Source organism: Streptomyces sp. NPDC094448, from assembly GCF_044763775.1.
GTDB lineage: Bacteria > Actinomycetota > Actinomycetes > Streptomycetales > Streptomycetaceae > Streptomyces.
Genome location: NZ_JBIWGU010000010.1, coordinates 1 through 12,125, shown reverse-complemented (window position 1 = coordinate 12,125; position 12,125 = coordinate 1). Strand labels below are relative to the sequence as shown.

11 protein-coding genes and 2 tRNA genes are annotated in these 12,125 nt (G+C 71.2%); 5 read left to right on the top strand and 8 right to left on the bottom strand.

The window, feature by feature from the left end; genetic code table 11:
* Positions 1–9: 9 nt before the first annotated feature.
* A complete protein-coding gene (locus tag ACIQ9E_RS20205) occupies positions 10–978 on the top strand; it encodes a hypothetical protein (protein WP_403708873.1) in 969 nt (322 codons plus the stop codon).
* Positions 979–1,074: 96 nt separating this feature from the next.
* Here the strand turns inward: ACIQ9E_RS20205 and clpX are convergent, their stop codons facing one another.
* From clpX to ACIQ9E_RS20180, 5 genes are all read right to left on the bottom strand, one after another.
* Positions 1,075–2,358, bottom strand: coding sequence for an ATP-dependent Clp protease ATP-binding subunit ClpX (gene clpX / locus ACIQ9E_RS20200; RefSeq protein WP_403708871.1), 1,284 nt, complete (start codon positions 2,356–2,358; stop codon positions 1,075–1,077).
* Between the two features lie 146 nt (positions 2,359–2,504).
* A complete protein-coding gene (locus ACIQ9E_RS20195; RefSeq protein ID WP_403708869.1) occupies positions 2,505–3,164 on the bottom strand; it encodes an ATP-dependent Clp protease proteolytic subunit in 660 nt (219 codons plus the stop codon).
* Between the two features lie 94 nt (positions 3,165–3,258).
* Positions 3,259–3,861, bottom strand: coding sequence for an ATP-dependent Clp protease proteolytic subunit (locus ACIQ9E_RS20190; RefSeq protein WP_403709365.1), 603 nt, complete (start codon positions 3,859–3,861; stop codon positions 3,259–3,261).
* A gap of 300 nt (positions 3,862–4,161) precedes the next feature.
* The gene (tig, locus tag ACIQ9E_RS20185; protein WP_403708867.1) at positions 4,162–5,565 is read right to left on the bottom strand and encodes a trigger factor; all 1,404 of its coding nucleotides are present in this window, start codon (positions 5,563–5,565) and stop codon (positions 4,162–4,164) included.
* 198 nt (positions 5,566–5,763) lie between these two features.
* A tRNA-Pro gene (locus ACIQ9E_RS20180) sits at positions 5,764–5,840 on the bottom strand.
* 224 nt (positions 5,841–6,064) lie between these two features.
* Here ACIQ9E_RS20180 and ACIQ9E_RS20175 point away from each other — a divergent pair.
* Positions 6,065–6,138 (top strand) — tRNA-Gly (locus ACIQ9E_RS20175).
* A gap of 99 nt (positions 6,139–6,237) precedes the next feature.
* Here ACIQ9E_RS20175 and ACIQ9E_RS20170 read toward each other — a convergent pair.
* Positions 6,238–6,432: a hypothetical protein gene (locus ACIQ9E_RS20170; RefSeq protein WP_040916330.1), complete on the bottom strand. Its 195-nt coding sequence runs from the start codon at positions 6,430–6,432 to the stop codon at positions 6,238–6,240.
* Positions 6,433–6,863: 431 nt separating this feature from the next.
* Between ACIQ9E_RS20170 and ACIQ9E_RS20165 the strand changes: the two genes are divergently transcribed.
* Together ACIQ9E_RS20165 and ACIQ9E_RS20160 are read left to right on the top strand one after the other, a co-directional pair.
* Complete coding sequence (locus ACIQ9E_RS20165; protein ID WP_403708865.1) at positions 6,864–8,018, top strand: cation:proton antiporter; 1,155 nt, start codon at positions 6,864–6,866, stop codon at positions 8,016–8,018.
* Positions 8,019–8,221: 203 nt separating this feature from the next.
* Positions 8,222–8,623, top strand: a complete 402-nt coding sequence (locus ACIQ9E_RS20160; RefSeq protein ID WP_403708863.1) for a peptidase inhibitor family I36 protein — start codon at positions 8,222–8,224, stop codon at positions 8,621–8,623.
* Positions 8,624–8,680: 57 nt separating this feature from the next.
* On the opposite strand, the gene ACIQ9E_RS20155 is transcribed toward ACIQ9E_RS20160, so the two are convergent.
* Both ACIQ9E_RS20155 and ACIQ9E_RS20150 read right to left on the bottom strand, forming a co-directional pair.
* Positions 8,681–10,786: a DUF6596 domain-containing protein gene (locus ACIQ9E_RS20155; RefSeq protein ID WP_403708861.1), complete on the bottom strand. Its 2,106-nt coding sequence runs from the start codon at positions 10,784–10,786 to the stop codon at positions 8,681–8,683.
* 57 nt (positions 10,787–10,843) lie between these two features.
* Entirely contained in the window at positions 10,844–11,173 is a 330-nt protein-coding gene (locus ACIQ9E_RS20150) for a YciI family protein (protein ID WP_403708859.1), read from the bottom strand.
* Between the two features lie 168 nt (positions 11,174–11,341).
* Here ACIQ9E_RS20150 and ACIQ9E_RS20145 point away from each other — a divergent pair, with 168 nt between their 5' ends.
* The gene (locus ACIQ9E_RS20145; RefSeq protein WP_403708857.1) at positions 11,342–12,022 is read left to right on the top strand and encodes a DUF998 domain-containing protein; all 681 of its coding nucleotides are present in this window, start codon (positions 11,342–11,344) and stop codon (positions 12,020–12,022) included.
* The last annotated feature ends 103 nt before the right edge of the window (positions 12,023–12,125 follow it).

Genomic DNA, 12,125 nt, shown 5'->3' with positions numbered 1-12,125 from the left:
AGTCAGAGGATGAGTCACAACCAGCCGGGGCCCTACGGGCAGCAGCCCCCGGCGCCGCAGCCCGGTTACGGCTACCCGCAGCAGCCTCCCGGGCAGCCGGGGCCCTACGGACAGCAGCAGGGCGGTGGCTATGGATTCCCCCAGCAGGGCGGACCGAATCCGTACGCCCAGCCGGGACAGCCCGCTGCTCCCGGGGCTCCTGGTGCTCCTGGTGTGCCGCAGCAGCCCGGTCAGTGGGGTCCGCCGCAGCAGCCGGGGCCGTACGGTCAGCAGCCCGGGTACCCGGGGCAGCCGCCGGTGCCGGACGCGCCGCGGAAGAAGAAGACCGGTCTGGTCATAGCCGCGGCCGTGGTGGCGCTCGCGGTCCTCGGCGGCGGTGGCTATCTGCTGTTCTCGGGTGACGGCGACGGTTCCGGCGGGGTCGCGGACAGCACCCGCGGCTACAAGATCACCCCGGCCGCCGAGGTGGACGAGTACGCGCGCAAGAGCGACTCCGGCAACCGGCAGATGAAGGAGTCGGACCGCAGGAGCGCGGAGTCGATCGGTATCGAGGACCCCCGGCAGGTGGCCGCGGGCTACCAGGCGGGGGCCGATCCGGCGAGCGGCAGAATGCTGGTGCTGACCGGCTTCTGGGGCAAGGTCGACCAGCCCGAGCAGGCGGCCGACAAGTACTTCGCGATGGTGGAGAAGGACGCCGCCAAGGAAGGCAACGTCAAGCTCCTCGGCAGCCGCGAGGCGGTGCGGCCGAAGAACTTCAGCGGTGCCGTGATGAAGTGCCAGAGCGCCAAGGACTCCTCGGGAAAGCAGGAGTTCGAGGTCCCCATGTGCGTCTGGGCCGACTACAGCAGTGTGGTCGTGGTGATGCATATGGAGCTGTCGATGCTCTCGGGCAAGGGCAGCCCGGCGAAGCCGATGGCGACGGACAAGCTGGCGGATCTGGCGGCGAAGCTCTACAACAACTCGCGTACCAAGCTCTGATACCTCCCCGCCGACGGGCCGACCCCCGTCCTCCGTACACAACGGTACGGAGGACGGGGGTCGCTGCCGTCGGAACCCGGGGGCGCCGGGCGGGAGTTACGCCGACTTCTCGTGGCGGCCGTCGCTCTGGACGATCCGGGGCACCAGGGTGGGGTTCACATGGTCGCGGACCACATCGGCGGTGATCACCACGCGGGCGACGTCCTTACGGGACGGCACCTCGTACATCACCGACTGGAGGACCTCCTCCATGATGGCGCGCAGCCCACGGGCGCCGGTGCCGCGCAGGATCGCCTGGTCGGCGATGGCCTCCAGGGCCGGGCGGTCGAAGTCCAGCTCGACCCCGTCGAGTTCGAACAGCCGCTGGTACTGCTTGACCAGGGCGTTGCGCGGCTCGACCAGGATCTTCAGCAGCGCCTCGCGGTCGAGGTTGTGGACCGAGGTGATGACCGGGAGGCGGCCGATGAACTCGGGGATCATCCCGAACTTCACCAGGTCCTCGGGCATGACCTCCTGGAACTGGTCGCTGGCTTCGATCTCCCGCTTGGAGCGGATGGTGGCGCCGAAGCCGATGCCCTTGGCCCCGGCCCGGGACTCGATGATCTTCTCCAGACCGGCGAAGGCGCCACCGACGATGAACAGCACGTTCGTGGTGTCGATCTGGATGAACTCCTGGTGCGGGTGCTTCCGCCCGCCCTGCGGCGGTACGGAGGCGGTGGTGCCCTCCAGGATCTTCAGCAGCGCCTGCTGGACCCCTTCGCCGCTGACGTCCCGGGTGATCGACGGGTTTTCGCTCTTACGGGCGACCTTGTCGATCTCGTCGATGTAGATGATCCCGGTCTCGGCCTTCTTGACGTCGTAGTCGGCGGCCTGAATGAGCTTCAGCAGGATGTTCTCGACGTCCTCACCGACATAGCCGGCCTCGGTGAGGGCCGTGGCGTCGGCGATGGCGAACGGGACGTTCAGCATCCGGGCGAGGGTCTGGGCGAGCAGGGTCTTGCCGGAGCCCGTGGGGCCGAGGAGCAGGATATTGGACTTGGCCAGCTCGATGGCGTCGTCCCGGCCGTTCGGCCCGCCGGTCTCACCGGCCTGCACCCGCTTGTAGTGGTTGTAGACCGCGACGGAGAGGGCCTTCTTCGCGGGCTCCTGCCCGACGACGTACCCCTCCAGGAACTCGTAGATCTCGCGCGGCTTGGGCAGTTCCTCCCAGCGCACCTCGGAGGTCTCGGCCAGCTCCTCCTCGATGATCTCGTTGCAGAGTTCGATGCACTCGTCGCAGATGTACACACCGGGGCCTGCGATGAGCTTCTTCACCTGCTTCTGGCTCTTTCCGCAGAACGAGCACTTGAGCAGATCGCCGCCGTCACCGATGCGTGCCACGAGGTGCTTCCCCTTCGCCTGGGAGCGGCCTGGTGCAGCCGCTCCTGGTGCCTCATATTCGACGGTACCGTGCCGGGGCCCTCGTTCGGGCCCCTCTTGGCGCGGTTCACATTGTCGTGCACCGCGCCAGGAGTGACGGCACCGGGTCAGACGGCTGCGGCCGCCGTGCTCTTGCGGGTGGACACGATCTGGTCGATCAGACCGTACGCCAGGGCGTCCTCGGCGGTCAGGATCTTGTCGCGCTCGATATCGTCGCGGACCTTCTCCAGCGGGGTGGTGGAGTGCTTGGAGAGCATCTCCTCCAGCTGGCTGCGCATCCGGAGGATCTCGTTGGCGGCGATCTCCAGGTCGGAGAGCTGCTCCCGGCCGGTCTGCGAGGACGGCTGGTGGATCAGCACCCGGGCGTGCGGCAGGGCCATCCGCTTGCCGGGGGTGCCGGCGGCCAGCAGCACGGCCGCGGCCGAGGCCGCCTGGCCCATGCAGACGGTCTGGATATCGGGCTTCACGAACTGCATCGTGTCGTAGATCGCGGTCAGCGCCGTGAAGGAGCCGCCGGGGCTGTTGATGTAGATGGAGATGTCCCGGTCGGGGTCCATCGACTCCAGGCACAGCAGCTGGGCCATGACGTCGTTGGCGGAGGCGTCGTCGATCTGGACCCCGAGGAAGATCACGCGCTCCTCGAAGAGCTTCGCGTACGGGTCGTACTCGCGCACGCCCTGGGAGGTGCGCTCGACGAAGCGGGGGACGACATAGCGGCTGTCCGGCTGCGGGCCGGTGTAGAGGCCGCTCGCGGAGAAGGTGCTCATGGGGTGTTCTCGGCCTTCCGGTTCGATGGGCCCGGTGGCGCCTTCGGGGGCGCCGCCGCGGGCCGGGTGGCTGTGCGGTGGGGTGCGCGGTCGCTCAGGCGCCGGTACCGCCACCGCCCGGGACGTTCGACGCGGACGACATGATGTCGTCGATGAGGCCGTACGCCTTGGCCTCCTCGGCGGTGAACCAGCGGTCGCGGTCGCCGTCGCGCAGGATCGCCTCCACGGTCTGGCCGGAGTGACGGGCGGTGATCTCCGCCATGCGCTGCTTGGTACGGAGCAGGTACTCGGCCTGGATCTTGATGTCGGAGGCGGTGCCGCCGAGGCCGGCCGAACCCTGGTGCATCAGGATGTCGGTGTTCGGCAGCGCGAAGCGCTTGCCGGGGGTGCCGCCGGTCAGCAGGAACTGGCCCATCGAGGCCGCCATGCCCATACCGATGGTGACCACGTCGTTCGGGATGAACTGCATGGTGTCGTAGACCGCCATACCGGCCGTCACGGAGCCACCGGGGCTGTTGATGTAGAGGTAGATGTCCTTCTCCGGGTCGGCGGCCAGGAGCAGCATCTGTGCGGTGATCTTGTTCGCGATATCGTCGTCGACCTGCTGGCCGAGGTAGACGATGCGCTCGCCGAGCAGTCGGTTGAAGACATGGTCGCCGAGGCCACCGAGGGACGGCTCACCGGCGGCTTGGGGCATCAGGTTCGTCACGTGTCCACCTGCTCGTCTCTGACGGCTGCCCGCCGTCTCAGCGTCTTTTCAGCCGGGGGCGGGATACTCGCCTGCCCCTCGTATTCATGGACCCTAACGCGCAGGTCGGACAACGCCATCCCGGTTCCCGAACTGTTCGCTCGGAGCGCAAGGTCACCCCCGCGGGAATGCGGCCGCGGCGGGGCGCGGGCGGGCCCGGGGGGAGCCAAAGGGCAGGGCCCGGACGCGGTGTGCGTCCGGGCCCTGCCGGCGTTCCTGGGGGCGGCCCGGGGGCCGTCCCCGGGGTGCTTACGCCTCGGCCTTGCCGTCCTTCTCCGCCTCGGTGTCGGCGTCGGCGTCGACCACGGCCTCGACGGCCTCGGCGGCGGTCTCGGTCTCGTCCTCGTCTTCGAGGTCCACGACCTCGCCGTTGGTGTCGACGACCTTGGCGGCCTCGACGACCACGGCCAGCGCCTTACCGCGGGCGACCTCGCCGACCAGCATCGGGACCTGGCCGCCCTCGACGACGGCCTGGGCGAACTGGTCGGGGCTCATGCCGGAGGAAGCCGCACGGCGCATGAGGTGCTCGGTCAGCTCCTCCTGGCTGACGTTCAGCTTCTCCTTGGAGACCAGCTCGTCGAGGACGAACTGGGTCTTGATGCCCTTGATCGCCTGCTCGCGGCTCTCGTTCTCGAACTCCTCGACGGTCTTGCCCTGGATCTCCAGGTACTTCGCCAGGTCGAGGCCCATCTGGCCGAGCTGGTGGTGCTCCAGGTTGTGCTTGCGGGTGTTGACCTCGTCCTCGAGCAGCTTCTCGGGGATGGGCACCTCGGTGATCTTCAGCAGCTCGTCGAGGACCCGCTCCTGGGCCTGGGTGGCCTGGTCGTAGGCCTTCATGTTCTCCAGGCGCTTGCGGCTGTCGGCGCGCAGCTCCTCGAAGGTGTCGAACTCGCTCGCCAGCTGGGCGAAGTCGTCGTCCAGCGCGGGCAGCTCACGGGCGGAGACCTGGGTGACCTTGACGGTGACCTCGGCCTCCTTGCCCGCGGCGGAGCCGCCCTTCAGCTCGGAGGTGAAGGTGGCCTCGCCACCGGCCTCCAGGCCCTTCACGGCGTCGTCGATGCCGTCGAGCAGCTCGCCGGAGCCGATGGTGTAGGAGACACCGCTCGCCACGCCGTCGGCGAGGACCTCGCCGTCGACCTTGGCCTCCAGGTCGACGGTGACCGTGTCGCCGTCGGCGGCGGCGCGCTCGACCGGGGTGGTGGTGACGAAGCGCTCACGGAGCTGCTCGACCGACTTGTCGATGTCCTCGTCGGTGACCTCGACCGCGTCGACCTCGACCTCGATGCCGGAGTAGTCCGGGATCTCGATCTCGGGCCGCACGTCGACCTCGGCGGTGAAGTTCAGCGTCTCGCCGTCCTTCAGCTCGGTGATGTCCACCTCGGGCTGGCCCAGCGGGTTGATCTCCGCCTCACGGACCGCCTCGGAGTAGAACTTCGGAAGCGCGTCGTTGACCGCCTCCTCCAGGACCGCACCACGGCCGAACCGCTGGTCGATCACCCGGGCCGGGATCTTGCCCTTGCGGAAGCCCTTGACCGTGACCTGCTGGTTGATCTTCTTGTACGCCGCGTCGAGGCTGTCCTTGAGCTCCTCGAAGGGCACCTCGACAGTGAGCCGAACCCGGGTCGGGTTCAGGGTCTCCACGGCGCTCTTCACGGTTCGGTCTCCTTGATGGCTGAATTCTGGGGTCGTGCCACGTCCCGCCCGCTCGGAGCGGCTCGGCTCGCCGGCCCGGGCCTCTGGCACGAGCCGCTTCGGCACCGGCCCGTGTTCGGACACGCGGGCACGCAGTTTGCATAGTAGCTGCATGCAGGATGCGCCCCACAATGCGATCTTGCGGGGCGCTGATGACGGTGGTCGGGGTGGCCGGATTCGAACCGACGACCTTCCGCTCCCAAAGCGGACGCGCTACCAAGCTGCGCCACACCCCGTCGGTGCGACACGTAGGGTACATGTTCGCAGGCCGTCCGGCCGCTGGTTATTACGTGCAGAGACAGGGCGCACGGAGGCACGGAGGGGATGCGGAGGCGGACGCCGGGAGGTACCGGGGGTTTCAGGGCCGCTCGCGGCAGTACGGGTGTGCGGGGGGCGCCCGGAACCCGCTACGATGCTCTTCGTGCCGCGGACCTGCGGTACGGCGCCATCAGTGGCGCTCGCGGGCGTAGCTCAATGGTAGAGCCCCAGTCTTCCAAACTGGCTACGCGGGTTCGATTCCCGTCGCCCGCTCCATGACGAAGGCCCGTGGCCGGTTTCCGAACCGGCCACGGGCCTTTGTGCTGTCCGCCCCCGGACTCCGCGGGCCGCGGCCGCCGGGTCCCCGGGGCCGGGTCAGAAGCTGATGCCGCTGATGCTGTCGGCGAGGGAGTCGAGGAACTCGCGGATGTCCGGGGCCATTCCGGTCGAGGCCAGGAAGAAGCCGAAGAGGACGGCCGCGAGGGCGGGTCCGGCCTTGAGCGCCCCCGAGCGCATCAGCAGCACCAGGACGATGCCCATCAGGAGCACCACGGACAGGGAAATCGCCACACTGATCACACTCTCGGTCGCTCGGTCTCGCGAGGGCAGGGCCCCCATTGACGGGAGCCCGGTGGCCACCCGGCGGGGCTCCCGCGCCTGCGGGAGATCGTGACCAGCGGCGGCGCGGTCCATGCCGATCCGGAACGGATTCTTCCGTGAGCGGAATCCGGCCGGTTTTACGGCAGGGGCCGGCCGCGGTCGGCCGGCGGCCCCGGTATCGGCAGGGCGCCCGGAGCTGCGGGTCCGGCTCGGCGGCGGCGGGGCGTCCGGGGACGTACGACCCCGATTAGTTGCGGACATCAATCATTTGGTAAACTAATTACTGACGGTTCCTTGACGCCCTCTTGACTCGTCCCCAGCCGGCCGCTCCGTCCCCGTCACCGCAGGCCGGCGAAACCGCGAAGGATTGAGCCATCGGACACGCAGACACCCTCATCGCCATGGGCGGCGCCTTCCTCGCGGCCGCCTTCCTCGCCCGGCTCGGCGGCCGGATAGGGCTGCCGACGATCCCCCTGTTCATCCTGGCCGGAATCCTTCTCGGCCCGCACACACCGGGCATCGTCCTGGTCTCCGATCCGCACGACCTGGAGATGCTCTCCGCGCTGGGTCTGGTCCTCCTCCTCTTCTACCTGGGTCTCGAATTCCACCTCGACGACCTCAAGCGCGGCGGCCGCCGCATGGCGCTGGCCGGGGGCACCTATCTCGCGCTGAACGTCGGCGCCGGACTCGCCTTCGGGTTCGCCCTGGGCTGGGGGACCTCCGAGGCGCTGGTCCTCGCCGGTGTCCTCGGCATCTCCTCGTCGGCGATCGTGACGAAGGTCCTCGTCGACCTCGGCCGGATCGGCAACCCCGAGACCAAACCGATCCTCGGCATCATCGTGGTCGAGGACATCTTCCTGGCGCTCTATCTGGCCGCGCTCCAGCCGATCCTGTCCGGCGCGGACAGCCTGTCGGCCGCTGTGATGGACGCCGGTAAGGCCTTCGGCTTCCTGCTGCTGCTGGCGCTGGCCGCCCGGTTCGGCACCCGGGTCGTGAGCCGGCTCATCGACACCCGCGACGACGAGCTGCTCGTCATCTCCTTCCTGGGCGCTGCGGTCTTCCTCGCCGGGGTCTCGGAGTGGTTCGGGGTCGCGGACGCCATCGGCGCCTTCATGGTCGGTCTGATGCTGGGCAGCACCGCGTCCGGGGACCGGATCCGGAAGCTGGTCCATCCGCTGCGGGACGCCTTCGGCGCGATCTTCTTCTTCGCCTTCGGCCTCTCCATCGACCCGGGCGATCTGCCGGCCGTGCTCTGGCCGGTGCTCGCCGCGGTCGCCGTGACCCTGGCGATGAACGTCCTGGCGGGTGTCGCCGCGGCCCGGATGTACGGTTTCGGGCCGGAGCCCGCCGCGAACATCTCCACCACCCTGCTGGCGCGGGGCGAGTTCGCGCTGATCCTCGCCACGATGGCGGCAGCGGCCGGACTCGACGACCGGCTCTCCCCCTTCATCGCCGGATACGTCCTGATCCTCGCGGTCCTCGGTCCGCTGGGGGCCGGCCGGTCCGGGCTGCTGGCGAGGCTGCTCCCCGCGCGCGAGCGGGCGGGAGTCGCCTGATCGGGGCGCTCACGGGCCGTACGGAGCGCGGCGGTTGCCCTCGGGCGCCGCCGCGCTCGTGTCCGTACGACGGCACCACCCGCACCCCCGCACGCCGGGGCCATCCGGGTGACGGCCGAGGTTGGGGGGTTCGGGGCATGGACAGCGTTCCCCGGGGCGCCGGGAGAACCCGGTGCTCTCCGCCTCGACCAGGAGGTTCCACCATGCGCCGTATCGCCGTCGCCGCCGCCGCGGTTGCGCTCACCGCGGGACTGGCCGCCGCGCCGTCCGCCACCGCCACCACCGCTCCGGCGAAGACGCCGAGCCCGGCGGCGGCCGCACCCGTGGGCTTCTCCGGCTCCAACTGTCCGTCCAACAGCCTCTGTCTCTACCGGGACGTCAACTTCACCGGCGGCGGGATCGCCATCAAGCGGGGTGACGGCATCGGCTACCTCGGGGACTACGGATTCAACGATCAGATGTCGTCGTGGTCCAACGATTCCGGTACCACCTGCTACTGGTGGGTCGACGCCTACAAGGGCGGCGCCATCCACGACATGCGCAACGGCTACCGGGTGAACCTCCCCGGGAACGAGAACGACACCGCGTCGTCGGTGCAGTGCTGAGCGCCTGACGAACAGCCGTGAGGGGGGACCGGGCCGTGGGCCCGGTCCCCTTCCGTTTCAGGGGGCGAGGCCGTTCCGGCCCGAGCGGCCGAGCCGTTTCAGGGTCCAGTCGCCGCCGTCGGGGTCGAGCGCGGCGCCGGTCCGTTTGAAGAGGTACTCGGCGCGTTCGTAGCTCAGGCGCGCCCGGCCCGTCCCCGGGTCGACGGCAGCCGCCTTCCGTGCGGGGCCCGCGCGGCGCCCGGTGAGGAACACCGGGCCTTCGGTACGGTCTCCGATCAGTTCGTCGAGCAGCCGCGCCGCCCCCGACCGCCAGGCGATCGGACGCCGTCCCGACCGGGCCCGGCGGTCGTCCCGGTCCAGATCGGGCACATCGAGGGCGAGTACGGCGGTCACCGGCGCCCCCGATTCGTACAGCAGCCGCCACAGGGTCCGTTCGCGCAGCGGGAGTCCGGGGCGGCTCCAGAGCGCGCCGAGTGCCTCCGGGGAGATCGGGCGGACCGCGGCCGGGGTGCCGGAGCGCCGCGGCGGGCCCTGGGCGGCGGCCGGGTCCAGCGGCACCCATGCGGCGAAGGAGCGGAACGCCGAGCGGTGCCGGTTCCAGGTGGCAGGCGCGGCCGTCGACCAGGCGGTGGTGAAGGCCCGCTCGACGGTTTCGGGGGTGAGTCCGGACAGGGGGAAGCCGTCACCGAGGGTGCGGCGCAGCCGGGTCAGGGTCTGGGCGTAGGAGCGCACGCTCGCGGGGTCGAGGCAGCTGTGCGCGAGGAAGGCGTCGGCCGCGGCGGCGAGACCGGGTGCGCCGGTGGTGCCGTCCGGGGGCGCGCTATGGGCTCCGGCGAGGGCCGCGGTGTCCGCGCGGCGGAGCAGGAAGGCCCGTTCGGCGGTGTTCGCGGTGAGGGCGGCGGCCCGTTCGAACTCGTGGCGGGCCTCGTCGTAGCGGCCGAGCCGGACCAGCAGATCGCCCCGTACCCCCGGCAGCAGGTGGTAGTCGCGCAGGGCGGGATCGGCGGCCAGCCCGTCGACGAGGGCGAGCCCGGCCCGCGGGCCGTGGGCATGGCCGACGGCGACGGCCCGGTTGAGCCGGACGACCGGGGTGGGCAGCAGCCGTACCAGGGACTCGTACAGCCCGGCGATCCCCGCCCAGTCGGTGTCCGCGGCCGTGGGCGCCTGGGCGTGGGTGACGGCGATCGCGGCCTGGAGGGTGTACGGCCCCGGCGGTCCGCCCGCCGCGCGGGCGGTGTCGCGGGCCCGGAGCATCGCCGCGAAGCCTCGGCGGATCAGCAGAGGGTCCCAGCGGCCGCGGTTCTGCTCGTGGAGCGGGACGGGTTCGCCGGCGGGGCCGGTGCGGGCGCCGGCCCGGGACTCCTGGATCTCCATCAGGGCGACCAGCCCGTGGACTTCGGGCTCGGCGGGGGCGAGGCCGGCCAGCAGTCTGCCGAGCCGGAGTGCTTCGAGGGTGAGCCCGGGGCGGAGCAGATCGTCGCCGCCGGAGGCGGTGTACCCCTCGTTGAAGATCAGGTAGACGACTTCCAGTACGGAGGAGAGCCGCTCGGTCAGCTCGGGGCCCGGCGGCAGTTCGAAGGGGACCCGGGCCTCGGCGAGGGTGCGTTTGGCACCGGCGATCCGGCGGGCGACGACCGTCTCGGTGACCAGGAAGGCGCGGGCGATCTCGGCGGCGGAGAGCCCGGCGACCAGGCGGAGGGTGAGGGCGACGCGGGCGGGCGTGGGCAGGACGGGGTGGCAGGAGAGGAACATCAGCCGCAGTACGTCGTCCGGCCCGCCCGCCCCGCCGCCGTCGCCACCGCCGCCGTCTCGGTCGCCGTCCGGTGGTCCGGCTCCTTCGGGTGCCTCGTACGCGGCGGAGCCCGGGGACGCGTCCTGCCGCTGCCGCTCCCTGGCCTCGTGCGCGAGCCGGCCCTGTTTCTCCTCCAGGGTCCGGGCCCGGCGGATGGTGTCCACGGCCCGGCGGCGGGCCACGGCCATCAGCCAGGCGCCCGGATTCTCCGGGACGCCGGAGCCCGGCCACTGTTCGAGGGCGGAGACCAGGGCGTCCTGGGCCAGTTCCTCGGCCAGTCCGACATCGTGGACGAGGCGGGTGAGAGCGGCGACGATCCGCGCGGACTCCTGTTTCCAGACCGCGCCGACGGCGCCCCGGACGTCCGTCACCACTCTCCCACCCGTCTCCCGCCCGATTTCCCTGTGCTGGTTCCGCCGGGGCCGGGGTCAGCCGCCGAAGACCTCCTGGATCACGCTCTCGCCGTCGCCGACGATCCGGCGGAAGCGGCGGGCCAGTTCGATCGCCTCGTCCCGGTCGCGGGCCTCGACCAGGGCGAAGCCCACGACCGCCTCCTTGGCCTCGGTGAAGGGGCCGTCGGTGACGGTGATCTCGTCGCCGGAGGAGATGACCCGGATTCCGTCCGGGGCGAGTCCACCGGTGGCGAGCAGCGTTCCGGAGGCGGTCAGCTCGTCGATGAACGCGGCCATCTCCGTGAAGAGCTTCTCGTCGGGGGTGGTGGGCTCGGCGGGGGCCTTGGCCATCATCAGGTACCGCATCGTGCTTCTCGCTTCCGTTCCGGCCCGGCGTCCGATCGCCGTGCTCTGCCCAGACGTCGAACAGCCTATGCGACAGGGAATGAGGGCATTCCCTGTCGCATGGTTCTTTCGACGCAGGGGTGAGCAACGAGGAGGCGGGGACGGCCCCGCCGCGAAGGGATGTCTGCCATGAGCCTCACCACCACCGCTGTGTCCCCCGCCGGTGTCGCTGCCGCCCTGTCGGGGCGCCGGGCGCGGGCCGGGCTCGCCGCCGGGGCCGCGGCGGGCCCGCTCTGGGCGGTCGTCTCCCTCGCCCAGGCCGCGGTGCGGGACGGGTACGACATCACGCGGCATCCGCTGAGCATGCTCGCCAACGGCTCCCCCGGCTGGATCCAGACCACCAATTTCGTGGTCGCGGGCCTGCTGGCGATCGCCGGTTCGGCGGGGCTGCGGCGGGCGCTGCGCGGTAGGCCCGGCGGCACCTGGGCGCCTGCGCTGCTGCTGGTCCACGGCGTCGGGATGGTGCTGGCCGGGGTCTTCACCGTGGATCCGGGGGACGGTTTCGCCGGCGCGCCGGCCGGGGCGCCGCAGACGATCTCGGCGGCGAGCGCCGCTCATCTGGCCGCCGGTTCACTGTCGTTCATCGCCCTGATCGCCGGGCTCTGGGTGCTGGGCCGGCACTTCTCCCGGGCGGGTGAGCGGGGCTTCGCGGCCGGCTGCCGCGCGGCCGGTACGGCTCTGCTGGTCGGCAACGCGTGGGCGATGAGCGGCAGCGCGGGGGGTTCGCTCGCCATCGCCGTCGGCGGGATCGTCGCGATGGTGTGGGCGTCGGTGATCGCCGGCCGGCTGTTCCGGCGGGTCACCGTCTGACGGCGGAGCCGCCCGTGGGGGGGGGGGGGGGGCCCGGCCCCGCGGGGGGCCCCCCCCCCCCCCCCCCCCCCCCCCCCCCCCCCCCCCCCCCCCCCCCCCCCCC